Annotated in this window: 26 protein-coding genes; 5 read left to right on the top strand and 21 right to left on the bottom strand. The window is 33.5% G+C overall.

The window, feature by feature from the left end; genetic code table 11:
* The first annotated feature begins 151 nt into the window (after positions 1-151).
* On the top strand, positions 152-1363 hold the full coding sequence (gene ilvA / locus ACLL8X_RS03945) for a threonine ammonia-lyase (protein ID WP_411989740.1): 1212 nt from the start codon (positions 152-154) through the stop codon (positions 1361-1363).
* Here ilvA and truA read toward each other — a convergent pair.
* The 7 genes from truA to glmU are packed head-to-tail and all read right to left on the bottom strand — an operon-like array spanning position 1360 to position 7583.
* Positions 1360-2085, bottom strand: coding sequence for a tRNA pseudouridine(38-40) synthase TruA (gene truA / locus ACLL8X_RS03940; protein WP_411989638.1), 726 nt, complete (start codon positions 2083-2085; stop codon positions 1360-1362). The genes ilvA and truA overlap by 4 nt on opposite strands.
* Entirely contained in the window at positions 2082-3101 is a 1020-nt protein-coding gene (locus ACLL8X_RS03935; protein WP_411989637.1) for an LptF/LptG family permease, read from the bottom strand. The genes truA and ACLL8X_RS03935 overlap by 4 nt, the downstream gene beginning before the upstream one ends.
* Complete coding sequence (locus ACLL8X_RS03930; protein WP_411989636.1) at positions 3091-3861, bottom strand: prepilin peptidase; 771 nt, start codon at positions 3859-3861, stop codon at positions 3091-3093. The genes ACLL8X_RS03935 and ACLL8X_RS03930 overlap by 11 nt, the downstream gene beginning before the upstream one ends.
* The gene (gene uppS, locus ACLL8X_RS03925; RefSeq protein ID WP_411989635.1) at positions 3858-4526 is read right to left on the bottom strand and encodes a polyprenyl diphosphate synthase; all 669 of its coding nucleotides are present in this window, start codon (positions 4524-4526) and stop codon (positions 3858-3860) included. The genes ACLL8X_RS03930 and uppS overlap by 4 nt, the downstream gene beginning before the upstream one ends.
* A 2-nt stretch (positions 4527-4528) precedes the next feature.
* Entirely contained in the window at positions 4529-5146 is a 618-nt protein-coding gene (locus ACLL8X_RS03920) for a hypothetical protein (protein ID WP_411989634.1), read from the bottom strand.
* Positions 5143-6297, bottom strand: coding sequence for a bifunctional phosphopantothenoylcysteine decarboxylase/phosphopantothenate--cysteine ligase CoaBC (coaBC, locus tag ACLL8X_RS03915; RefSeq protein WP_411989633.1), 1155 nt, complete (start codon positions 6295-6297; stop codon positions 5143-5145). The genes ACLL8X_RS03920 and coaBC overlap by 4 nt, the downstream gene beginning before the upstream one ends.
* Complete coding sequence (glmU, locus tag ACLL8X_RS03910; RefSeq protein ID WP_411989632.1) at positions 6294-7583, bottom strand: bifunctional UDP-N-acetylglucosamine diphosphorylase/glucosamine-1-phosphate N-acetyltransferase GlmU; 1290 nt, start codon at positions 7581-7583, stop codon at positions 6294-6296. Before glmU ends, coaBC begins: the two co-directional genes overlap by 4 nt.
* A gap of 139 nt (positions 7584-7722) precedes the next feature.
* Between glmU and fliP the strand changes: the two genes are divergently transcribed.
* Positions 7723-8457, top strand: a complete 735-nt coding sequence (fliP, locus tag ACLL8X_RS03905) for a flagellar type III secretion system pore protein FliP (RefSeq protein ID WP_411989631.1) — start codon at positions 7723-7725, stop codon at positions 8455-8457.
* On the opposite strand, the gene ACLL8X_RS03900 is transcribed toward fliP, so the two are convergent.
* The 7 genes from ACLL8X_RS03900 to ACLL8X_RS03870 all read right to left on the bottom strand — a co-directional run bounded on the left by ACLL8X_RS03900 (position 8454) and on the right by ACLL8X_RS03870 (position 14434).
* Positions 8454-8678: a hypothetical protein gene (locus ACLL8X_RS03900; protein WP_002780361.1), complete on the bottom strand. Its 225-nt coding sequence runs from the start codon at positions 8676-8678 to the stop codon at positions 8454-8456. The two genes, fliP and ACLL8X_RS03900, sit on opposite strands and share 4 nt — an antisense overlap.
* Before the next feature lie 99 nt (positions 8679-8777).
* Positions 8778-9548, bottom strand: coding sequence for a transporter substrate-binding domain-containing protein (locus tag ACLL8X_RS03895; RefSeq protein ID WP_411989630.1), 771 nt, complete (start codon positions 9546-9548; stop codon positions 8778-8780).
* Positions 9549-9627: 79 nt separating this feature from the next.
* Complete coding sequence (locus tag ACLL8X_RS03890; RefSeq protein ID WP_411989629.1) at positions 9628-10590, bottom strand: alpha/beta hydrolase fold domain-containing protein; 963 nt, start codon at positions 10588-10590, stop codon at positions 9628-9630.
* Positions 10591-10650: 60 nt separating this feature from the next.
* Positions 10651-11370: a 3-deoxy-manno-octulosonate cytidylyltransferase gene (gene kdsB, locus ACLL8X_RS03885; RefSeq protein WP_411989739.1), complete on the bottom strand. Its 720-nt coding sequence runs from the start codon at positions 11368-11370 to the stop codon at positions 10651-10653.
* The gene (gene thrC, locus ACLL8X_RS03880; protein WP_411989628.1) at positions 11367-12779 is read right to left on the bottom strand and encodes a threonine synthase; all 1413 of its coding nucleotides are present in this window, start codon (positions 12777-12779) and stop codon (positions 11367-11369) included. Before thrC ends, kdsB begins: the two co-directional genes overlap by 4 nt.
* A complete protein-coding gene (locus ACLL8X_RS03875; RefSeq protein WP_411989738.1) occupies positions 12766-13701 on the bottom strand; it encodes a tetraacyldisaccharide 4'-kinase in 936 nt (311 codons plus the stop codon). The genes thrC and ACLL8X_RS03875 overlap by 14 nt, the downstream gene beginning before the upstream one ends.
* A complete protein-coding gene (locus ACLL8X_RS03870) occupies positions 13691-14434 on the bottom strand; it encodes an NAD+ synthase (RefSeq protein WP_411989627.1) in 744 nt (247 codons plus the stop codon). Before ACLL8X_RS03870 ends, ACLL8X_RS03875 begins: the two co-directional genes overlap by 11 nt.
* A gap of 198 nt (positions 14435-14632) precedes the next feature.
* On the opposite strand from ACLL8X_RS03870, the gene ACLL8X_RS03865 reads away from it, so the two are divergent.
* The 3 genes from ACLL8X_RS03865 to ACLL8X_RS03855 all read left to right on the top strand — a co-directional run bounded on the left by ACLL8X_RS03865 (position 14633) and on the right by ACLL8X_RS03855 (position 15893).
* Positions 14633-14851, top strand: a complete 219-nt coding sequence (locus ACLL8X_RS03865) for a hypothetical protein (RefSeq protein WP_411989626.1) — start codon at positions 14633-14635, stop codon at positions 14849-14851.
* A gap of 130 nt (positions 14852-14981) precedes the next feature.
* Positions 14982-15578 carry an MBL fold metallo-hydrolase gene (locus tag ACLL8X_RS03860; RefSeq protein WP_411989625.1) on the top strand — a complete coding sequence of 199 codons (597 nt, stop codon included), beginning with the start codon at positions 14982-14984 and terminating at the stop codon, positions 15576-15578.
* 9 nt (positions 15579-15587) lie between these two features.
* A complete protein-coding gene (locus ACLL8X_RS03855) occupies positions 15588-15893 on the top strand; it encodes a hypothetical protein (RefSeq protein ID WP_411989624.1) in 306 nt (101 codons plus the stop codon).
* Positions 15894-15916: 23 nt separating this feature from the next.
* Here the strand turns inward: ACLL8X_RS03855 and ACLL8X_RS03850 are convergent, their stop codons facing one another.
* From ACLL8X_RS03850 to murJ, 7 genes are read right to left on the bottom strand one after another with little or no spacing between them, the layout of a single operon-like run.
* Positions 15917-16696 carry an enoyl-ACP reductase gene (locus tag ACLL8X_RS03850; RefSeq protein WP_411989623.1) on the bottom strand — a complete coding sequence of 260 codons (780 nt, stop codon included), beginning with the start codon at positions 16694-16696 and terminating at the stop codon, positions 15917-15919.
* On the bottom strand, positions 16696-17592 hold the full coding sequence (gene dapA / locus ACLL8X_RS03845; RefSeq protein WP_411989622.1) for a 4-hydroxy-tetrahydrodipicolinate synthase: 897 nt from the start codon (positions 17590-17592) through the stop codon (positions 16696-16698). The genes ACLL8X_RS03850 and dapA overlap by 1 nt, the downstream gene beginning before the upstream one ends.
* Entirely contained in the window at positions 17585-18835 is a 1251-nt protein-coding gene (locus tag ACLL8X_RS03840) for a M16 family metallopeptidase (RefSeq protein WP_411989621.1), read from the bottom strand. The genes dapA and ACLL8X_RS03840 overlap by 8 nt, the downstream gene beginning before the upstream one ends.
* The gene (locus ACLL8X_RS03835; protein WP_411989620.1) at positions 18832-19890 is read right to left on the bottom strand and encodes a quinone-dependent dihydroorotate dehydrogenase; all 1059 of its coding nucleotides are present in this window, start codon (positions 19888-19890) and stop codon (positions 18832-18834) included. Before ACLL8X_RS03835 ends, ACLL8X_RS03840 begins: the two co-directional genes overlap by 4 nt.
* 30 nt (positions 19891-19920) lie before the next feature.
* Positions 19921-21663 (bottom strand): ABC transporter ATP-binding protein, encoded by a 1743-nt coding sequence (locus ACLL8X_RS03830; RefSeq protein WP_411989619.1) that lies wholly within the window; start codon positions 21661-21663, stop codon positions 19921-19923.
* A complete protein-coding gene (cysS, locus tag ACLL8X_RS03825; RefSeq protein ID WP_411989618.1) occupies positions 21656-23044 on the bottom strand; it encodes a cysteine--tRNA ligase in 1389 nt (462 codons plus the stop codon). The genes ACLL8X_RS03830 and cysS overlap by 8 nt, the downstream gene beginning before the upstream one ends.
* Positions 23044-24495 (bottom strand): murein biosynthesis integral membrane protein MurJ, encoded by a 1452-nt coding sequence (gene murJ / locus ACLL8X_RS03820; protein WP_411989617.1) that lies wholly within the window; start codon positions 24493-24495, stop codon positions 23044-23046. The genes cysS and murJ overlap by 1 nt, the downstream gene beginning before the upstream one ends.
* Between the last annotated feature and the right edge of the window lie 94 nt (positions 24496-24589).

The following is a 24589-nucleotide window of genomic DNA, read 5'->3' as shown; positions in this document are numbered from 1 at the left end:
CCCAAAATAAGCAAAGTTTTATTTTTTATAAAATTTTTTTTAAAAAATACAAAAACGACAAAACAGAATAAAAATAAAGTTTAAAACCCACAAAAAGCAAAATGTGAAAAATTATGCTAGAATACGCCAATCACACAACAAAGGAAAAATCGTGCTAGAACTGAGTAAAATTTACAAAGCCAAGCAACAAATTTCAAATTTTATAAACAAAACCCCCTTTATATATTCTTCTTTTTTAAGTGAATTTTGCAAAAGTGAAATTTATCTCAAAAATGAAAATTTGCAAACAACAGGAGCTTATAAAATCAGAGGTGCTTATAATAAAATAGCCCATCTTAGCAAGGAGCAAAAAAAATGCGGAGTGATTGCAGCTAGTGCGGGTAATCACGCTCAAGGTGTAGCCATTAGCGCAAGGAAATTTGACATCAAAGCCATCATCGTAATGCCAGAATCTACCCCACTCTTAAAAGTTTCTGCGACTAAGGCTTTGGGGGCTGAAGTTTTGCTTAAAGGCGATAATTTCGATGAAGCTTACGCTTTTGCAACTTCTTACGCTAAAGAAAAAGGGCTTAGTTTCATTCATCCTTTTGAAGATGAATTTGTAATAGCAGGGCAAGGGACTTTAATGCTTGAAATGCTTGATGAGATAAACGACCTTGATATGATTATCGTGCCAGTAGGAGGTGGGGGGCTGATAAGTGGCATTGCTAGTGCGGCTAAACAAATCAATCCTTATATTAAAATCATAGGAGTTGGAGCCAAAGGCGCTCCTGCAATGTATGAAAGTTTTCACGCTAAAAAAATTAAAAATTCCAAAAGCGTTCGCACCATAGCCGATGGAATTGCGGTTCGTGATGTAAATCCTATTAATTTTAATATTATTTTAGAATGCGTTGATGATTTTGTTCAAGTCGATGATGAAGAAATTGCCGAGGCTGTGTTGTTTTTGCTTGAAAAACATAAAATCATAGTCGAAGGAGCCGGAGCTGCGAGTGTAGCTGCCCTACTTCATCAAAAAATAAATACCCAAAATCATAAAAAAATCGGCGTGGTTTTAAGCGGGGGAAATATCGATGTGCAAATGCTAAATATCATCATAGAAAAAGGGCTTTTTAAGGCACACAGAAAAATGCAAATCCATGTAACTCTCATCGATAAGCCCGGAGCCTTGCTAAGTCTTACAGATAGCTTAAAATCAGCCCATGCCAATATAGTTAAAATCGACTATGATAGATTTTCTACTAAGCTTGATTATGGCGATGCTATGATTTCAATCACCTTAGAAACAAAGAGCAAAGAACACCAAGAAGAAGTAAGAAAGATTTTAAGCCAAAAGGCTTTTAATTTTTATGAAAGTTTTTAATAATGAATGCGACTTAAGTAAAGTCCATTGGGTGGTGCTAAGAAATGATTATGTCTTTTTTTAGCAGCTATTTGCTCTTTAAGCTCTTTTTCACTCATTTTTCCTTCTAAAACCTTTAAAATACTAGCTACGCTTAATCTTATTTGCCCCCTTAAAAAACCATTGGCTTTAAAATGAAAAATGCTAAAATCTTTATAAGCATAGGCTTTAGCAGTGAAAATTTCCCTTAAAGTTGTTTTATTATCCCCTCCGCTTTTACAAAAAAATTTCAAATCCTTCTTGCCTACGAAAAGTTTTAAAAGCTCATTTGCTCTAATTAGGTCAAATTTGGGATAAAAATATACATAATTTGCCATAAAAGGATTGTAGCTAGAGTGAGAAAAGATATAGCGGTATTCCCTGCTTTTTACATCAAATCTCACTTCAAAATCAGCTCTAACTTTTTCAATTTTTTTAATATGAATAAAAGGATGAGAAAATTTATTCACTTGCTTTTGCAAATAAGTCAAATCCTTAAAATGCTCCCCGCATTCCACACTAGCCACTGCAAAACTAGCATGAACGCCCTTATCTGTCCTTGAAGCCATTAAAAGAGATGAAAAAATCCCAAGATGAGCCAATGCCTTTTGCAAACTATCTTGCACACTTTTTTGATGAGGCTGGGTAGCCGAACCCCAAAAAGCCGAACCATCATAAGAAAAAATGAATTTTAGCTTCATCAATAACGACTTAAAATCATCTTTTTAAAACAAAAAGCTGAGCTAAGCAAACTTAAAGAAAAAATTCCCAAACAAGCTAAAATCGGAGGCTGGGATATTGAGCTTAAAAGCCCAAAATATATGGCAATCACTCCAAACATACCCAAATACACATAGCCCTTTTCATAACGATAAGTAACCAAACCAAAACTAAGAGCAAACAAGGCACTAGCCAATGGAAACAAGGCTATGGTTACATAAATCACAAATTCCCTTGCTCTTTGGGGATTTTCGTTTAAATCACTCCAATATTCATAGAATTTTTTTATTTGAAGATTGGCTGCGTTAAACTCAGTATTTACCACCAAATCATCAAATTCCCCACTAAAAATACTTTGCTCAAAATCATACATTCTGCCCTGATTTAAACGAAAAGCAAAGCTATCATCTTTTCTTTGCACCTGTGCTTCTTTGGCTATGATAAGCTGTTCTTTATCATCTGCTTTATGCTTAGGACGATACATAATGATATTTTCATATTTGTCATTATCTTGTTTTTCTATAAAAATCATCCAATCTAAAAATTTCTGCCCAAATTCCCCTGTTTTGTAATTAAATTTTACCTGAGTGCTTTTGTAATTTACAAAATTATCCTGAAGTTCAAATACTATGGGTATCATCACTAAGGCTACAACAAGCATTAAAGCACTGATTAAACTTGCTATTTTAAGAAAAAATTTAGCCAAAATCATAGGAGAAAATCCCAAGGTAAAAAGCACTATGCTTTCATTTTCTTTAGAAAGTCTAAATAAAGCCAAAGTTAAAGAAATAAAAAAAGATATAGGCAGGGTAAAAATCAAAATTCTAGGCAGCATAAACCCATAAAGCTTCAAAAGGTCTAAAAAGCTGATTTCTATGCTCGAAGTAAGTTTGGCAAGCTGAATAAAAAACACCATAGAAACTATGGCAAAAAGCACGAAAAATATAGATAAATTCGTGCTTAAAAATTGATTTAAAACATATCTTAAACTAAGCTTCATAAAAATATCCTAAGTTTTTATAAAATAAAACGGCTACAAAAGCGGTATTTAAAAAAGGCAACATAGCTAATTCTCGCCCTTTAATTTTTAAGAAAAAAGGCAAGCTTAAAAGCGAAGCCAAAAAAAGCGTTAAAAAGCTGTATTTAAAACCTAAAATTCCACCCATACACGCCATTATGACAATATCCGCATCGCCTAAATTTTCAAAAATTTCATTTTTATTTTTTAAATGCGTCAAATAAAACACAAAACTTTTAAGCAAAAAAACAAAGCCAGCAAAACTAAAGGCATTGAGTAAAAAGCCTTCGTTAAATTCTTTAAAAATAAAAAGATATAAAATTTCACTCTCTTTAAAAGCATAAAAAAAGGCAAATAAAAAAGCACTCCAAAGCAAGGCTTGAGGCACGGCTTTTAGTCTTATATCAATCAAAGAAAGCAAGAATAAATTAAATAAAAACAAAGACAAAAATAAAAATTCATAAAAATTATGGCTTAAAAAATACGCTAAAACAAGCAAAATCGTTCCTAAAATTTCACTTATAAGCAAAGAAAGGGGCAAAGTATGCTTGCAACTTTTGCATTTTGCTCTTAAAAAAATATACGAAAAAATAGGAATAAGCTCATAAAATTTTAATTTTCTCTCGCAATAAAAACAAAAAGAACGCCGTGTAAAAAGGGCTTTTTTTTGACTTATCCTAGTGGCTAAACTCGCACAAAAAGAACCCAACGCCGCTCCTAAAATCATCAAAAAAACTATCATTTACCAAAGGTTCTTTCTCTGTTTCTAAATTCTTTAATAATCCTTTTAAATTCCCTTTTAGTAAGTGATGGAAACAAGGTTTCGCTAAAATAAATTTCCGCATACGAACACTGCCAAAGCAAGAAATTTGAAAGCCTTTTAGCATTTCCAACACGAAGCATCAAATCCACATCTAAAGGCAAATCTAAATTTTGCGTTAAATTTTCTTCATTAAGCTCAAGTTTTTTCTCAAGCACACGCCTAGCCGCTCTTATAATCTCATCTCTTGCTCCGTAACTAATAGCTAAATTCACACAAAGGCTATTACAATGCTTGGTTTTTTCTTCCACCCAAGCGATTTTTTCTCTTAGTGGCTCATCTAAAAGCGATAAAGCTCCTATGGCTCTTAGACGCACATTGTTTTTCTCAAATTTTTCCAAAGCCTCATCTAAACAACGATTTAAAAGCTCGAAAATAAAGTCTATTTCATCCTTAGGACGCTTCCAGTTTTCCGTGCTAAAGGCAAAAAGGCTTAAATTTGAAATGCCCTCTTCCATACAAACTTCCATCAGTTTTTGCATAGTTTTAACCCCTTGCGAATAACCCAGTTTTGCCAAAAAGCCCTTAGCCCTAGCCCAACGCCTATTGCCATCCATCACAACAGCAAGATGTTTTAATTCATTCATTTTCACCCCTTAAAATCAAAAAATTTCTTAAAAACAAATAAAGGCTCAATCTTATTTTCTTGCTCTACATTAAAATCCAAATGCTCATTTAAGAATTTTTGCACCTTGGCAAAAGGAGTGAAGATACTAACGCCGTGATTATCCATAAGAATTTTTAAAGCCCCAAAAACGCCAAAATATAAATAAATTTCCAAATATTTCGCCTTTTTACGCATTTGAAACAAGCAGGATTTATTCTCAAAAACAAAGGGTATATGATAAATATTTTCAAAACTTGCAAAGAGCATTTCTTTTAAAATTTGATAACGCTCTGGGTTTTTGCATTCTAAAAGATTTTCTAAGATGAAACTCTTATAGTTAATTTTATTTTCCAAAATACCCACAATCAAAGCAAGTCCCTCTTCAAAAGGCTTAAAATTAGGACATTTAGAAAGATGTTTAAATTGTATAACCCCGCCATTTTGCATATAAAGTTCAGCCAAATACTCAGCACCAATTTCAAGTTCTATCATACTTTTGGTCTGAATTTTTTTCTGATTAAGCAAAAGCGTGTAGTGCGAAAAGCCTGATTTAGCCAAAACTTTCATATGTATGGGCAAGGTTGCATTAATCTTATTCATAATTTTTCACACTCTTTTATAAGCTCAAAAGCCAAATTTTTCTTGCTTTGCAAAGCACTTTTATACTCATTTTGCAAAGTGATGAAATAAAGCTCATTTTGATTGCTTCCAAAATAATTTTTTTCATTCATTATATTAAGACAAACCATATCAAGCTTTTTGTCCTTTAAGGCTTTTTTAGCATTTTCTAAGGCATTTTGAGGTTCAAATTCCAACTTAAAAGCTATTTTTTTGCCCTTAAATTGACAAGTTTTAAGCAAATCTTCATTTAAGCTTAAATGCAAATCAAAGCCTTGTAAATAGTCATTTTTCTTAATTTTTCCCTGATGAAATTTAGGCACAAAATCACTCACCGCTGCTGCCATAATCAAAAAATCGCATTCTAAATTTTGTTCCAACAATGCCTTTAAATCCTTAGAGCTTTCAAATTTACAAAGCTCATAGGGCGTATCAAAATCCACAGAGCTTAAAAATTTTACCCTAGCTCCTAAAAAATAAAAAGCATCAGCTAGAGCTTTTGCCATTTTTCCACTTGAAAAATTACTCACACAACGCACTTCATCAATCTTTTCTCTTGTGCCTCCACCTGTGATGATGACGCTTTTATCCTGCCAAAATTTTTCTTTTAAAAGCTCTCTTTTGCTGATATTAAAAATATCCTTAACTTCAGCTAAAGCTCCCACACCTTCATCCTTACAAGCTAGAATTTTTTGAGTGGGAGGAATGATGAAAGCACCATTTTTAGCTAAAAGCTCTAAAGAATTTTGTGTGCTAAAGTGCAAATACATAGCCGAATTGGCTGCAGGAGCTATGATGAGTGGAGCTTTTGATGCGATTAAAGTTTGGATAAAAAGATTATCCGCAATTCCAAGTGCGAGTTTATTGATGGAATTCACACTTGCAGGGGCAAACAAAACAAGATTAGCATCCTTGCTAAAAGCTATGTGATTGTTCGAGTTTTGCCAATTTTCATTTTCTTCGCAAAGCACCCCATCAGCTAAGGCTTCAAAGCTCATTTTACTAGCAAATTTTAAGACTCCATTAGAAAGCAAAACTTTCACCCTAAAGCCTTCTTTTTTGAATAAAGAAATAAGCTCATAAGCCTTGTAAAAAGCTATGCTACCGCTAATGGCTAAGAGTATGGTTTTCATTTTTGAAATTTCTTGTAATAATAATCTTTTATCATCTTATGCCCTGCTCTGTTGATAAACAAAGCGCCTTTTTCTACATTGACACTGACCGTGCTTCCAGCTGCGATAATCACTTCATCTTCGATTTTTACAGGGGCGATAAATTGTGTATCTGAACCTACAAAAACATTTTTTCCTATAAGGGTTTTGTGCTTTTTAAGCCCGTCATAATTACAAGTGATAGTCCCACAGCCTATATTAGTCCCCTTATCTATCTCACAATCGCCCAAATAGCTTAAATGCCCAGCCTTCACTCCATCTAGCTTCGCATTTTTACACTCAACAAAATTACCTATATGAGTGTTTTTAAGCTCACAATTTGGACGCAAATGTGCCAAAGGTCCTACATCGCTATTTTCTACGGTGGAATCTTCTATCACGCTTGAACTTTTAATGATGGAGTTTATAATCTTGCTTTTACCTTCAATCCTTACATTTTCATACACTTCACACTCGCCTACAAATTCGACATCCACGCCTATAAAAGTGCTTTGGGGTAAATGAAAAATCACGCCTTGTTGCATCCAGTATTTTTTAATCTTTTCTTGCATAAAATTTTCAGCCACGCTAAGCTCAAATTTATCATTTATCCCCATAAATTCATCTTCATCCACAAAAACCGCTTTAATCATCACATCTTTTTCTTTTGCCAATTTTACAAGGTCGGTTAAATAATATTCTTTTGCGACATTATGGTTATCAATCAAAGGCAAAAGCTCCTTTAAAAGCTTTGAATCAATCACATAAACGCCTGCATTGCAAGTATTTATCTCTCTTTCTTGGGCGTTTGCGTCTTTAAATTCAACGATTTTTTCAACCCTATCATCTTTTATGATAACCCTACCATAAGACTTAGAATCTCTTGCTTTAAAAACTGCTAAATTTAATTTTGCGTTATTGTCTAACAAAGCTTTTAAACTTGTTTGCTCTACCAAAGGCATATCGCCACAAAGGATTAAAACCCTATCATTTTTAGGCTCAAAGTCCCTTAAAGCTCCAGCAGTTCCGGGATAATTTTGTAAATCTTGTTCTAAAATTTGCGTTTTGGGGAAATGCTTTAAAATTTCTTTTTGGGCCCGTTCTTTTTGATGGGCTAAAACCACGCTCACATCATCGCTTATTGCAAAAGCCTTTTTTAAAATGTGTAAAATCATACTTTTTTGACAAAGCTCTTGCAAAACCTTTGGCTTTTGTGATTTCATTCTAGTGCCTAATCCTGCTGCTAAAATCAAAATAGAAGTTTTCATTATTTTACCTTTGTTGCTTAAGAAATTTAGAATGCTATTTTAGCAGTTTAAAGTTAAAATTCTAAGCCCTTAAACTAGTTTTTAGTCATTAAAAGATAGAATTTAAGCTTTATAAAGCTACAAAAAAGGTTTTGGAAATTTGAAAAAAATATTATTATTTTTATTTTTAAATATGAGTTTATTTGCTGCAGAAGCGACTATTCCCACGGTAAATTTAAGCTTAAGCGCTCCTGATACACCCAACCAACTCGTAACCACGCTCAACATCGTCATCGTTTTAACCATACTTGCACTCGCTCCTAGCATTATCTTTGTGATGACTTCTTTCTTGCGTCTTATTGTGGTATTTTCATTCTTGCGACAAGCTATGGGAACGCAAAGTATGCCACCTAATACCATCTTAGTAACCCTAGCTTTGATTTTGACCTTTTTTATTATGGAGCCTGTGGCGACAAAATCCTATAATGAAGGCATTAAACCCTATTTAGCCGAGCAAATAGGCTATGAAGAAGCCTTTGTGCGTGGAGTAAAGCCCTTTAAGGATTTTATGCTTAAAAACACGCGTGAAAAAGATTTAGCCCTTTTTTATCGCATACGCAATTTACCCAATCCTAAGAGTATAGATGATGTGCCTTTGAGTGTGCTAGTGCCTGCCTTTATGATTTCAGAGCTCAAAACTGCTTTTGAAATAGGTTTTCTAATCTATTTGCCTTTTTTGGTTATTGATATGGTTGTAAGTTCGGTTTTGATGGCTATGGGTATGATGATGTTGCCCCCTGTAATGATTTCACTGCCCTTTAAATTACTGATTTTCGTGCTGGTTGATGGCTGGAATTTGCTCGTGCAAAGACTGGTAGAAAGCTTTGTAAGCTAAGATTTATAAAATCTTAAAAACAAAATTCCAAGAAAAAGATACAAAAGCAAAAATAATTCTAAAGCTAAAAGTATATACAAAAACAAGCCTTTAACGCAAAAAAGAGCTATAAAAACAACAAAAAGAATTACTAAGGCTGTTCGCCCTAGAAAGACTTTTTCTAGGGTCTTGATAGAATAAAAAGTAAAATCTAAAATAAGAGTAAAAATAAATTCCAACATTGTAAAACACACCCAAAAACTAAGCTTAGTGCCAAGTTGTGATTATCATATCAATTTAAACTGCTATCACAGAGTATAGCTCTATATCAAAATTTAAGCCTACAAGAAAAAAGTGATATTATTTTGCTTAAAAACTTCTTTAATGTCTTTTAAATACTTATCACCCAAAGAATCTAAAAAGCCATTTTTCTTGCTCTCATCGATGAAATTGTCAAGCTTATTCTTCAAAGCTTCATCGCCCTTTCTTACAGCTATACCCCAAAATTCTGGTTTTTCTTGAAAAGGACTTAAAATAGCTTTGGTGCTGTCTTGGTGTTTTTGCCAAGCCCTGTAAATGCTAAGTTGGTCATAAAAAAAGCCATCTGCCTTGCCCTGAATGACCTCTAAAATTGCCGCATTTTCTTTATCAAATAAATGCAAAGTCGCATTTTTAAGATTTTTAACTGCATACAAATGACCCGTAGAACCACGCTTTAAGGCTAAAATTCTACCCTTTTCATCCAAATCTTTTATGGAACTTACGCCTGAATTTATAGGGGTTAAAATCGCCAAATTCGCCTGTGCGTAAGGTTTGGTAAAATCCACCACCCTAGCTCTTTCATCTGTAATGGTCATAGAAGACATAATCAAATCAACCTTTTTGGTCTTAAGAGCCGGGATAAGTCCATCCCAAGCTATATTTTGCACCACTAAATTAAAGCCATTTTCTTTAGCAAATTTTTCTAAAAAATCCACACTCACTCCGCTTGGCTTACCCTTAGTATCACTCATCTCAAAAGGAGGATAACCCAGCTCCATACCTACTACCAAATCTTTTGCTACTAAACTTAGAGCAAAAAACAAAGTCAAAAAAAATGTAATTTTTTTCATTCTTCCACCCTTTTTTTAAAAATTGAAAAATAATATCAAAATTTAGCTTAAATTTTTTAAGCCCTTTTAAAGGAAAAAATTATTTTTTAGTCAAGTTTTGCTTGAAAAATCGTATCACTTCATCAAAAACTACTTGTTGATACCATAAATCATCAGCGTGTTCAGCATTTTTTACCACCACATAATCCACAGGAATTTTTTTAGCCCTTAAAGCAACATAAAGTCTTTTGCTCTGCATAGGAGAGACCAAAGTATCGCTATCGCCGTGCATAATCAAAAAGGGCGGTTTTTTGCCATCTAAATTTCCAAGTGGCGAAGCGGCTAAAGCCTTTTTCTCATCTGCATCTATGGCAGCTCCGCTAAAATCTTTAAACGCTACACCATTAAGCATTAAAGCTTCAGTTACTGCCTTAGACTTATGCACTTCTTGCACTTCTTTAGAAAAACCTTCGCCTATGCTTAAAAGATTTGAAATTCCATAAAGAGTCGCCACAGCTTGCACTTGTGAGTTTTGATTAAGATTTTCTCCCACATCGTATTTTTTATCCTTAGCCAGTCCCATCATTTGGGCGACATAGCCACCTGCACTATCGCCTAAAATTCCTATGCGTTTAGAATCTATGCCGTATTCTTTAGCGTGAGCCTTCACATAACGAATCGCCGCTTTAGCATCTTCTATGAGTGCAGGAAAGGTATCAGGTATCACACGGTATTGCGCTGAAACCACCACAAAACCTGCTTCGGCTAAAGCCATACGCATTTGGATAAAGCGGTGATATGAAGCACTTTGAAAACCTCCGCCTGTATAAAAAATAATAGCAGGTTTAAGGGTATCGTTTTGGGGTGCGAGTATGCTTAAGTGCAGTTCTTTTACAGAATCTCTTGTTTTAACCTGCTTATAAACTATGTCATTAAACTCATCAATCCTATCACTCTTTTTACTGACTTCAAGCACCCTAGCACCTTCATAAAGCACATTTTTATCAATACTATTTGCAAATAAAGCTCCAAGCACACTTGCTAACACAACTACTTTTTTCATCTTTTCTCCTTGTAAATTTAAAATTGAAAAAGCATTTTAACGAAAAAAACAATTTGCAAATTAGAATTTCTTATAAAATTCCAAAGCTCTTTGGTAATCCTCTTTAGTATCTATACCTATACTCCTAGTTTGAAGCTCTAGCATTTTGATTTTCTTGCCGTTTTCTAAGGCTCTTAATTGCTCAAGTTTTTCAGCATTTTCTAAGGCTGAACTTGCAAAAGAGCAAAACTCCTTTAAAGCCCCTACTCTATAAGCATAAATTCCCAAATGTCCTTTGAAATTTTTAGTATAAGTCTCTCTTTCAAAGGGAAGTTTTGAGCGAGAAAAATATAAGGCAAAGCCTAATTCATCGCACACCACCTTGACTAAATTGGAATCTTTAGCTTCTTTAGCACTTATATTTTTAAAACAACTCGCCATAAAGGCATCCTTGCCTACACAAGAACTAGCAAAGTCCTTAAATTTAGCCAAATTCTCAAGCTCAATAAAGGGCTCATCAGCTTGAACATTGATAATAAGCTCATTTTCATTTAGTCCCAAAAGCTCACAAGCTTCATTAATCCTATCCGTGCCGCTTTTATGCTCTAAACTTGTAAGCACAGCCTTAAAACCATAATCCCTAGCGATTTTAAGCACCCTTTCATCATCCACAGCTATACAAAGCTCATCAATTTCACTCACGCGTTTAGCCGTGAAGATAAACATAGGCAGCCCCCCTATGTCGCACAAAATTTTCTCACTAAAACGGCTTGATTTCAATCTTGCAGGGATGATAATCATTTTTGCACCCATTCTAAAATGGCTTCTTGTATTTTAGCTGGGTCAAAAACTTGCTCATTTTCTTTTTTCATATCAAATAAATTCAAAATATCCTCCTTAGCTTCTAAGTCAAAATCCCTAGCAATAAGCTCTAAATCACTCTTTTCATCTACGCATTCTCTATCATAAAGAGCCTTTATCATACTAGGAGTGAATTTACTCCACTCGGCTGTGGCTGTGATAATTTGCGTTTTAGTAGTATCTACAAGCTTAAAGCAAGTAGCGGTGTGCGGGTCTATTAAAAGCTTATTGGCTCTTATAAATTCTATAACTTCTTCATCTGTGCAAAAATCCGCTTCAAAATCTTCTTGCAGGCTTTGCAATTCTTCTTTTTCAAGCTTAAAAACCCTTTTATTTTTGAGCAAACTCATAAGCTCATGGGTTCTTTTATCGCCAAATTTGGCAAACAAAAGCCTCTCAACATTGGAAGAAACAAGTATATCCATAGCTGGAGAAAGGGTTTTTTTAAGAATTTTGCCTTGCAAATCATAAATGCCTGTGTTAAAAAATTCACTCAAAATATTATTGGCATTTGAAGCGATTTTGATTTTTGCAATTTTAGCCCCCATTTGCTTGGCATAAAAAGCCCCCAAAGCATTGCCAAAATTCCCGCTAGGAATGATGATTTCAGCACTTTCTTTTAGTTCAGCATAAAGCTTTAAACTCGCATAATAATGATAAATGATTTGAAATAAAATACGACCAAAATTCACAGAATTTGCCGCACAAAGCTCATAATCTAAAGCCTTAATTTTATTTTGAAAATCCTTAGAATGAAGCAATTGTTTTAAGGTGCCCTGGGCTGTATCAAAATCGCCTTTTATAGCAAAAACCTTTAAATTATCCTTATCTAGGGCTCTCATTTGTAGCTCTTGAACCCTGCTTGTGCCACCCTTTGGATATATACAAACCACCTTAACATTACTCGCCTTTTCAAAGCTTTTAAGCGTAGCAGGTCCTGTATCGCCACTTGTAGCACAAATAATAAGAATATTTTTATCCTTTGAAAATTCACTCAAAAGCACTCCAAAGGGCTGTAAAGCCATATCCTTAAAGGCACGAGTGGGTCCGTGATAAAGCTCATTGATATAAAGCTTATCCTTGATTTTTCTAAGCCTTATAGGGCAGTGCTTATCGTCAAAATTTTCATAGCTTTTTAAGGCTTTTTTAAACAAATCTTCATAGCCAAAACCAAAGCTTTCAATCAATTTCAAAGCAAAATCCTTATAGGACAAAGCAGAGTATTTCTCTCCATCAAAAAGAGGCAGGGTTAAAGGCGAGTAAAGCCCACCTTGCGGGGCATTGGGATTAATGAGTGCTTGTTTAAAATCTATTTTGTTATTCGCATTTGTGCTTTCAACTAAGTGCATATTCAAACTCCTTGATATAAGTTTTTAAGCTTTGTCTTAATGGGGATTTTAATTCTATATTTAATTCTATAAGCTGGGTTTTAAAGCCAAAGTCTTTAACCTTAACAAAATCCTTAAAAGTAAGCATAAGTGTATCGCAATGATGTTTTTTAAGCAAATTTTCTAGCTCTTCTTTTTTAAATTCATAATGGTCTTTAAAAAAATAACAAGCCCTAGCCTTAATAAAATGTTCATGCAACCTAAAAGGCTTGGCTATGGCTGTAACTAAGATAGCCTTAGGATTTTCCTTAGTGTAAGAATAACGCACAAAATCCCTGCCCTCCAAAGCGATAAAATCAGCCCTTTTTTCATAAAATTTAGGCAAACGATAAGCCCCGCTTGGCAGGGTAAAATTAAAATAAGGCTTGATACTGCTTTGAAGCAAAATATCCATTTTTTTAATATGAAATTTAGAAAAAGCATCATCAAGCAAGACGATTTTTGCTCCCAACTCAAAGGCTTTTTCAATGCCCTTTATCCTATCTTCGCTTACCAAAACGCCCTTAATGCTCTTTTCGTAGGCATACTCCATAGCCTCGTCCCCACTTTGGCTTAAATCACAAAGTATTTTATCTTCTTTTTTAACAAGCACTAAGCCCTTGCTTTTTCTCTTATAGCCCCTAAGCACGATAAAAACCCCTTCAAATTCCCTTGCAATAGCCTTGCAAAGCGGGGTTTTGCCATTGCCACCAAAACTTAAATTTCCCACGCTAATAATAGGTCTTTTAAAATCAACTTTCTTGCGAAAAAAAGTGTTTAAAATCGCACAAAAAGCATAAATAAAACTTAAGGGCAAAAGCACTAAGGCTAGGCATTTTTGCAAAAAACTGGGCTTAAAAAAATAATTATCCAGCCACAGGGTGTATTTTTTTTCATCCATTATCAAGCTCCAAAATTTCAGGCATTTTTCTTTTGAAAGCATTTTTTTGCATTCTTGTTTGAAGCATTGAGATTAAAGCAGGATTTAGCCTTGCAAGAACTTTTTCATCTCTTGTTTCTAAGGCTTTTAACCCTTCATCAATTTGTGCGTAGCTAAAGCCCAAATCCGCTTCATCGCTTTGATTTTCCCACAAATCAGCACTGGGAGTTTTTGTGATGAAATTTTCATGCAAATGAAGGTGTTTTGACAAGGCGTAAATTTGGCTTTTATAAAGAGAGCCTAAAGGCTGAAAAGCACAAGCTAAATCCCCATAAATAGTGCCATAGCCTAGCATTAATTCGCTTTTATTGGAAGTGCCGACTACAAGATAATTTTTCAAAGAAGAATAATCATAAAGCAAACTCATTCTAATACGAGCCGCAAAATTTCCTAAGGCTAGTGCGGTGGTATTTTCACTTTGCTTTAAAAAAGCGTCCAAAATGTTTTGAATTTCTATGATTTTATACTCAAGTTCTAAGCTATCACAAAGCCTTAAGGCGTCTTGAAAATGGGATTTATTTGAGCTTTGAGTGGGCATTAAAAGAGCAAAGACCTTATCTTTTAAAGCTCTTTTGCAAAGCATTGCAACTAAGGCTGAGTCAATACCCCCGCTAAGTCCTAAAATCGCACCTTGAGTTTGAGAATTTTTTATTTTTTCTTGTATGAAATTTTCAATTTTTTTAATTTTATCATCCATTAATGTGCCTTTAAAATGAATGCTTAAATTATATTTTATTTTCTTTTAAAAATTCTAAATCTTATAAAAATTTGTGTAAAAATGAAACTACAAAATAAAAAAGTTTGAATTTTTAAATATATTTATAATAAATTTATTTTTCTTTTTTTATGATTTTTATGAGCGAATTAAGCTCAAAGATTACAAAAAGGAGTTTGTATGATAATGGTAACTGATTGTGGCACTTTTGAAACTGAAAATTATGGTAGAACCAAAATGGGTAAAAATGTGCTAAAACTTTCTTTAGAGGCTGAAGAAAAAGAAAGTAAAGAGAGTAAAAACAAAAATGAAGCTACTAATGAAAGCGATGAAAATACAGCTTCAAATGCTAAAAAAGACCGCTATAAAAGCTCTAAGCTAGTGGATATATCCGCTTAAAATTTACAAGGGGAATTTTCCCCTTTTTAAATATTTTTTAAATTCTAGTTTCATTCTTTATCTTCTAAATTTGCAAAGCATAGGAAAAAAATATATAATTTTAAAATTTTTACTTTAGGGAGTTTTAATTATGGATATTTTAAGACAGTCTTGCGGGGCATATGAGACAAATTGCTATATTTTATTTACAAGGAAGGGGGAATTTATTATAGACCCGGGCATAGAAGCTTTTCATTTTGTCAAGCAAAATGTCAAAAATCCCCTAGCCATTCTCAATACTCACGGGCATTTTGACCATATTTGGGATAATGCCAAAATCAAAAGGGAATTTAGCGTCCCCCTTTATATCCATAAAAACGATGAATTTATGCTAAAAGACCCTTTTTCTTACGGCTTTGAAGTAAGCGAAGCTGATGTTTTGATTGAGAATGAAAAGGTGCTAAATATCACAGGGTGCGATTTTAAATTCCATTTCCTGCCCGGACACACACCCGGTTGCACTATGATAGAACTTGTGGGCGAAAATTTAATGTTTAGCGGGGATTTTTTGTTTTATAGAAGTATAGGTAGATGGGATTTTCCTTATTCTGATGCCAATTTAATGAAACAAAGTCTAGAAAAGGTTATGGCTTATAAAGATGATTTTAGACTTTTACCCGGACACGGACAAGAAACTACTTTAAAAGAAGAGCAAATCCATTTGCCTTCTTGGCTTAGATATTTCTAAGGATAGGGCGTGGATTTAGATAGAATTTTATTATATGCCTTTATCTTTTTAAATCTCTTTGCATTTTTGGGTTTATTTTTAGGAAACAAAAACAAAAAGCAATTTAATGAAAAAAAATTTTATAAAATCTGCCCATGTAAAAAAATGGCAGAAAATGGCTCTTTAAGCACGATTTGCATTTATTCGGCTGTGGGGGGATTTTTTTATAGTGTTTTATCCATAGGATTTATAGGTTTTGGCAATTTAACTTTAAATTTTATCTTTTTACTTACACTTTTAAGTGCCTTTTTAGGCTGGAAACTCAAGCTGGATTAAGAAAAATCTACAAGATTTTTCTTTTATTTAAATGTCGTTCCACCATCAACGATGAAACTATGTCCTGTTACCCAACTAGCCTTACTTGAACAAAGAAAAAGACAGGCACCAGCTAAATCCTCAGGCTGTCCCATACGATTTAAAGGGCTTAAATTAATAGTAGCTTGTTTAACCTCTTCGTAATTCGTAAAAGCTCTTAAAGCATCCGTTTCAATGGGTCCGCCACTGACTACATTTACGCGAATATTTTTATCTCCTAACTCAGTAGCCGCATATCTTGCCATAGCTTCCACCGCTGCTTTTGCTGTGCCGTGTCCTGCATAATTTTCAATATGCACCAAATTCCCCGTAGATGAGATGGATATAATGCTTCCGCCCCCTACTTTTTCCATTCTTTTAGCCGCTTCTTGTGAGCCTACTACAAAGGCATTGACCGTGGCTGTAAAGATATTATTAATCCCCTTAGGTTTTAATTTCATAAATTTAGTATAACCCCCTACAACCGCACGACCTGAAATAATGGCATTGGAAATGAAATAATCCACCCTATCAAAATCTCCATCAATTTTTTCAAAAAGTTCTTTATAGTTTTCAGGCTCTAAGATATTAAACTCATAAGCTTTAGCTTTGATTTTATAATTTTGCTCTAAATCCTGCACGATTTCATCGGCTATTTGTGCATTAGAATTATAAGTAAAAGCGATATTAACGCCAACTTTGGCAAATTCATAAACTATAGCCTTACCTATGCCTCGCGTTCCGCCGCTAATCACTAAAGTTTTTCCTTGAAATTCTGTATTCATTAAAATCCTTTAATATTGTATTTTTTCATCACTTCTTCGATTTTGGTAAAATTTTCTTTACTTGGGGGACAAAGAGGAAGTCTAAATTCTAAACTTTCTATAAGTCCTGCTATATACATAGCGGTTTTAATAGGTATGGGATTGCTTTCACAAAATAAAATTTTATTGATATTATAAAGCTCATCGTTAATTTTCTTAGCCTCTTTATAATTTTCATCAAGAGCATAATGCGTCAAAGCACTAATCATATCAGGCAATAAATTTGAAGTTACCGAAATCACTCCCTTTCCACCATTTGAAAGTATGGGATAATTAATCGCATCTTCTCCACAAATAAGCATCATTCTAGGCTCGTGTGCAAGTAAATCCACACATTTATCGATATTTCCACTGGCTTCTTTTACTCCATAAATATTTTCACAATCCCTAAAAAGCTTGATGATGGTATCTGTTGCAATCTCACAGCCCGTTCTATTTGGAACATTATATAAAAGCACAGGTATATCCACACTTTGTGCAATAGCCTTATAATGCTCGTAAAGTCCCTGTTGTGTAGGTTTGTTATAATAGGGTGCCACACTTAAAATCCCATCAGCACCCTGCTCTTTAGCAAAGTTAGCCAAATCCACTGCCTCGTGAGTTGCATTGCTTCCTGCACCTGCTAAAACCTTAACCTTAGTTCCCTTACAAGTATCAACGGCTAACTCTATGCAAGTCCTATGTTCTCCGTGAGTTAAAGTGGCACTCTCTCCTGTCGTTCCCACTGGAACTACTACATCTATGCCATTTTCAATCTGTCTTTTGATTAATCTTACATAACTTTGCTCATCAAGTTTGCCCTTTTTAAAAGGCGTAATGAGTGCTGTCATTGCCCCGATAATAATATTTTTATCCATTTGTATCCTTTCTTAGAATTGCTAGGGTGGCGTTTTCTTGGGTGAAATATTTTTCAGCACAAGAAATTAAGTCTTGTAATTTTAAATTTTGTATATCTTTTTCATAGTTTAATAAAGGTTTTATATCCCCTCTTGCTAGATATGAACCATAAATATTTGCCACTGCACTGGCATTATTAAGCGAAAAAATAAAATCACTTTTTACATTGTTTTTCACTCTTTGCAAGTCTTTTTGGGAAATTTTACCCTTTTTAAGCTTATCAAGTATTTTTAAAAGCTCTTTTTCTACCTTCTGTGCTTTAACATTAGGGTTACAAATGCAAATAAAAATAAATAAATTTTCATCTATACAATCATTAACGAAAGCGTAATAATCATTGATTAAATTTAATTTATCAATCAAAATTTCACTCATCAAGGAGCTTTTGCCACTCCCTAAAAGTTCTGCTAAAGCGTTTAAAGCGGGTATGTCTTTGTGTTTGAAATTGGGAATTTTATAAGCAAGAGCTAAAAGCTCGGTATCTGAATTCTTACTCAGCTCTATTCTTTTAATCCCATCTTGTTTAGGTTCTTGGGTGTGAATTTTGGGTATGGCTTTTGTGTTTTTGATTTTCTCAAAATGCTTTTTTGCCAACTCAAAAACTTCTTTATTGTCTATATCCCCACTTACAAGTAAAATCGCATTTTTAGGTTGATAATAAATACTATGAAATTCTTTAATATCCTCAATACTCCAATTTTCTATATCCTTAAAAAAACCTATGGGCGTCCAATGATAAGGATGATACATAAAGGCATGATTAAAGAGTCTAAAATACAAATAACCCAAAGGATTATTATCTGTTCTCCATCTACGCTCTTCTAAAACCACTGCCCTTTCAGGCTGAAATTCCTCATCTTTTAAATTTAAATTTGCCATAAGCTCAGCAAAAAGCTCCAAAGCCTTGTCTAAATTCTTCTTCGCACATTTGATATAATAATGCGTATAGTCAAAACCCGTGCTTGCATTATCAACCCCACCAAAGCCCTTGACAAGCTCATCAAATTCCCCAGCACGCAAATTTTTCGTGCTTTTAAAATTAAGATGTTCAAGCATATGGGCTATGCCACTTTTTCCCATTATCTCATTTCTTGAGCCTACTTTATAAAAAATATCAACGCTAATCACATCGCTATTTTTATTCACAGGCAGAGCATAAACTTCAAGTTTGTTTTTCAACTCAATTTTTTCATAATTTATCATTTTAAATTCACTCCAACAGCTTCACTCATATGTAAAAAACCATCTTTTCTTAAAAGCTCTATGAGATTTTGATTGATATTTTTTACCAAAGAAGGACCCTTAAAAATCAAAGCCGTATAAACTTGCACCAAATTAGCCCCATTTTTAATACGCTCATAAGCAATATCAGCACTATCAATCCCTCCACTTGCAATAAGCAAAGTTTTGCCAAAAAGAACCTTAGCCACTTCTTTAAAGAAAATTCCACTTTTTTCCGTGATAAGCCTTCCGCTAATTCCCCCAAAAGTGCGGTTATTGTCTAATAAAGTATAATCAACACTGGTATTAGCCAATATAAAGCCATCTACTCCCTTTTTAATAGCATTTTCACATAAATTCAAAGCTTCATCTATCTTCATATCAGGGGCAATTTTTATTAAAATAGGCTTAAGAGTGATTTTTTTTGCCTCCTCAAGCAAGGTGTTTAAAAAATCATCATTTTGCAATTCTCTTAAATTTTTAGTATTAGGAGATGAAATATTGACAACAAAATAATCACACAAATCTTTAAAAGCTCTAAATAAAGTCCAATAATCTTCTAAGGCTTTATCGTTTGGAGTGATTTTATTTTTTCCTATATTGACCCCCAAAGGCAAAACAAAGGGATAGCTTTTTGCAAGTCTTGTGGCGATTTTTTCCGCTCCGTCATTATTAAAACCCATAGCATTTTGTAGGCTTTCTTGTTTTATCAGTCTAAATAAACGGGGTTTTTCATTGCCTTCTTGGGCTTTTGGAGTAAAAGTTCCTAGCTCTAAAAAACCAAATCCTAAAGCACTTAAAGCTCTTATCATAGTGGCATTTTTATCAAAACCCCCTGCTAAACCTACTGGATTATAAAATTCAAGTCCTAATAAATTTTGTCTTAAGCTTTCATCATCAACTATGTATTGATGCGCTAAAAAACTTAAAGCTCCGGGAAAAGCAGCACTTAAAGCCCTTAAACTATACTCGGTTAAACAATGAGCGTGTTCAGGGTTTAATTTAAAAAGTAAAGGTTTTATCATTTCATAAGCCATTTTTAATCCTTTTTGAAATTCTAACTAAAATTAACTAAAGCTAGGCTTTGTTTTTTCTTTGCTTTTAAATTTTTGATACAAAGAACAAGTTTGCAAAAGCTCTTCATCCTTGCCTATTGCCAATACCCTACCCTTATCCAATACTACTATTTTATCTGCATTTTCTATGGTGCTTAGACGGTGAGCAACCACCAAAATCAGCCTGTCTTGCTTTAAATTTTCTATTGTGTTAATAATAGCCTTTTCGCTTTCATTATCCAAAGCCGAAGTGGCTTCATCAAAAATTAGCACATCAGGGTTCTTATACAAGGCTCTAGCTATGGCTATTCTTTGCTTTTGTCCCCCGCTTAAATTTTTACCATGTTCTTTAATCTCAGTCCAAATTCCACCCATTTCTTCAACAAATTCATAAGCATTGGCTAATTTTAAAGCTTGAATGATTTTTTCTTCTTCTAATTCTTCACTATAAGCAATATTTGCAGCAAAACTATCATTAAAAAGATAAATATTTTGCGTTACAAGCCCTATTTTATTATGCAAACTTGCAGGGCTAAAAGCACTAATATCTTCTTCATTTAACAAAATTTTGCCACCTTGCTTTTCGTAAAAATACATCAAAAGATTAATAATAGAAGATTTTCCGCCCCCGCTTGTTCCTACAAGAGCTAGCATTTGACCCTTTTTAAAATCAAAATTTACACCCTTTAAAACGCTTTTATGTGGATTTTCATAAGCAAATTCAACATTTTCAAAACTAATTTTTTCAATGCTTTTTAATTCTTTGCTTCCACCTTTAATTTCAGGCTCTAAATCAAGCAAATAAAAGGTCCTTTCACTAGCCGCAACCGCACCTTGGAGCTTTCCATATAAAGAAGAAAGGCGTTTTAAAGGAGTGTATATCGCAAAAAGTGCTGAGATAAAACTGATAAAACTTCCCACACTCATAGAACCCTTAATAACCTCTGTGCCACCTACTATAATCACAACCGCAACCCCAAGTGAGCCCATCATATCCATCAAAGGACTTGTAAGTGCGTCAATGCGTGCGGATTTTAGATTTAACTTGCATAAAATATCATTGTGTTTAGCAAATTTATCGCTTTCTTTTTTTTCATTATCATTAGCCTTAATCAGCTCAATATTTGAAAAAATTTCGCCCAAATAAGAAAGCAAATCCGAATTTGTCTCTTGTATATTTCTTGCGTATTTTTTGAGTTTTCTAGCAAACCACAGCAAGGGGAAAATGGCTAAAGGTAAAATTACCAAAGCAAAAAAGGCTAAAGTGGGACTTTGATACAGCACAACAGCAAGCAGTCCTAAGGCAGTTAAAAGCTCTCTAAAAAAATCAGGAATGATATTAGCCACTATGCTTTGAAGTGCATTAATATCATTAGTGCAGCGGCTTACAAGCTCACCACTTCTATAACGCTTAAAAAAATCCATATCCAAACGCAAAATATTTTTTAAAACCCTAGCGCGTAATACTTTTAGCATATCTGTTCCTATAAAAGAAACATAAAAACTTTGCAAATAGGTTCCAAGATTTTTAAAAAAATACATAAGCACCAGCAAAAAAGGCACAGTGTAGAGCAAAGCTTCGTTTTTTTCAACGAAAATATAGTTTAAAATAGGCTCTAAGGCATAAAAACTCCCAGCAGTTCCAGCACTAGCTAAAAGCATACCAAAAATAGCTATGGCAAACTGCTTGAAGTATCTTTTATAAAAGGGTTTAAAGCGAATTAAAACTTCTTTTAAATTCATTTGCTTATACATTCATTTTCTCCCAAATTGTCCCATTTGGAGTATCTAAAAGAGTGATTTTTTTGTTGTTTAATTGTTCTCTTATGGCATCAGCTGTGTTAAAATCTTTATTTTTCTTAGCCTCAGTTCTTTTTAGGATTAAGCTTTCAATTTCTACTCTTTCTTTTTCGCTCACTCCCCATTGAAAATATAGCGTTGTATCCATAAAACCAAAGCCAAAAATTTTAGCGAGCTCATTTAAAGCCTCTTTGATATTTTGTTTTAAAATTTTATTTTTGCTTTCTTTATCAAGCTCTAAATTGGCATTATTAATAAAATCATCTAAAAGTGCTAAAGCCTTAGAAATATTCAAATCATCGCTTAATACGCCTAAAATTTCTTTAGCAATCTCACTCTTTATTTCAATATCATTTAACACATCAAAATCAGAAATTTCACTTAAATCCAATCTTTTTTTAAGACGGTAAAACTTATCCAAACGCTTTTTAGAATTTTCTAAATCCCCTAAAGCATAATTAAAATGCGCCCTATAATGAGAACTCAAAAGATAAAATCTCAAAGCTTCGCCCATAAATTCTTTTAGGGCATCTTTTATAAAAAAGCTATTGTTTAAGCTTTTACTCATTTTTTCACCATCAATTTTTACAAAGCCATTGTGTAGCCAAATTTTAGCCAATTCTCTTTTGCATCCACAACGACACTGAGCGGCTTCATTTTCGTGGTGAGGAAAAAGCAAATCTATGCCCCCAGCGTGTATATCAAGCGTTTTAGCAAAGATAGAATCAATCATAGCAACACATTCAGTATGCCAACCCGGACGCCCCTTGCCATATTCACTTTCATAAAAATTTTCATCGAATTTCCAAAGCACAAAATCACTTTCATTTCTTTTTTGCACTTCATAACTAAGTCTGGAAATATTTTCTTCTAAATTGCGATTTGACAAACTTAAATATTTTTCATCTTTGCTTGTGTCAAAATAAATCCCATCTTCTAAAGCATAAACAAAACCATTTTCATCTAGTTTTTTAATCAAATCAAGCATAATGGCTATATAATGCGTTGCACGGGGTTTAAAATCAGGTTCTAAAACATTTAAAGCCCTCATATCCTCTTCATAGCTTTTGATATAAAATTCCGTAATTTCTTCTAAACTTTGCCCGTTTTTTGCCATTTTTTTTAAAATCTTATCATCAATGTCTGTGTAATTTCTAGCGAATTTTACCCGAAAAGCACTTGCGAGCAAAACCCTACGCAACAAATCAAAACAAACACTGCTTCTTGCATGTCCTAAATGCGCATCATCATAAACTGTGGGTCCGCATAAATAAATATTAATATCCTTTTTATCAAGCTTTATTTTTTCTTTAGTTACGCTGTCTAATAATCTCATCAAAAAACTCCTTTAAAACTTGTAAAAATTCCCATAAAAAAACTTAAAATATAAGGCTTAATCAAAATAAGCAAAAGGGTAAAAACAATCAAAGCAACTATAATTAGCAAAGAAAATTTCACGGATATTAAAGCAAAAAATTTCTTAAAACCAAATTCTTTAATATTGGCTATAAGCAAATAAAAAGCACTAATAGAGCTTGAAAGTGCTACTGCAATAACCTTTAGGCTTTCATCTTTGATTAAAAGTATAAAAATAAGCGAACATAAAGCACTAAGGATTAAGGATTTTACGGCGATAAAAGCGGCTATTTTTTGCTTAAATTTCGCATAAAGCCATAAGGAAAAAAGCTTTTGCAAGCCAAAGGGTAAAAGCCCTATGAGATAGGATATTAAAACATAAGCCGTAATCACGCTATCTTCGTGGGTAAAATTCCCCCTTTCAAATAAAAGCTTAGAAATTTCTAAAGCAAACACAGAACCTATAACACTAGAAACTATGAGTAAAATGCTTAAAATCGCCAAGGCTCTTTGCATAAATTTCAAGGCTAAATTTTCTTGTTCGCTTTTTAGATGTTTTAAAATTTTTGGAAAAGAAACCTGAGTTAAGGCAATGGCAAAAAGTGCCAGAGGAAGCTGAAAAACGCGGTTAGCATAATAAAGATAAGAAATACTCCCACTCATTAAAAAACTAGCTATGGTGGTATCTAAAAGTGAGCTAAACTGAGTCGCAGAAGAGCCTAGCACTCCGTGAAAAAAATTACTATAAAAGCCTTGTAATTTCGCCTTGGCTCTTTTAAATTTCACGCTTAAAACCATAGCACGAATGACAGGATTATTTCTTAAAACAAGCAAATGCAAAATAAGCTGTGCTACCCCGCTTAAAACCGTGGCATAAGAAAAATAATAAAGTGTATTTTGGGGAGCATTTTTATCCACAAAAAAAGCAGCTATGACTATGCTTAAATTAAATAAAGCCGCAGAAAAAGAAGTGATAAAAAATTTCTGCCTATAATTTAAAATCGCTCCTAAAAAAGTAACCAAAAAAATAAAAAATAAATACCAAAAATTAATCGCCACTAAAGGTGCTGCTAAGGCTATGGTATGGGCATTAAAACCAAAGGCAAAAAGCTTGGTAAAAAAAGAAGAAAAAAAACTGACTAAAAGGCAAAATAAAAATACTATAAGGCTAAATTGCGTCATTACACTAAGGCAAAAAGCTCCCTTTTTTTTCGCTTTTACGAAATTAGGTAAAAAACTTTGCCCAAAGGCACCTTCTGCAAAAATCCTTCTAAAAAAAGCAGGCATTTTTAAGGCTACAAAAAAAATATCACTATAAAGCCCTGCTCCTAAAAAAAGGGCTATTAAAACATCTCTAGCAAGTCCTAAAATCCTTGAAAATAAAATCCCCAAAGCATTAATAATAAAATTTTTAAATACTAAACTCTTCATTTAAATTTTTCATAGTTTTAAAATACAAAGGCAACATTTTAACTAAAATTGATTAAAAATTGACTATAATTACTTTCTTAATTTTTTACAAGGG

It is taken from the genome of Campylobacter parajejuni (assembly GCF_046764905.1).
Classification (GTDB): Bacteria; Campylobacterota; Campylobacteria; order Campylobacterales; family Campylobacteraceae; genus Campylobacter_D.
This window is presented reverse-complemented; position numbering and strand designations above follow the sequence as displayed.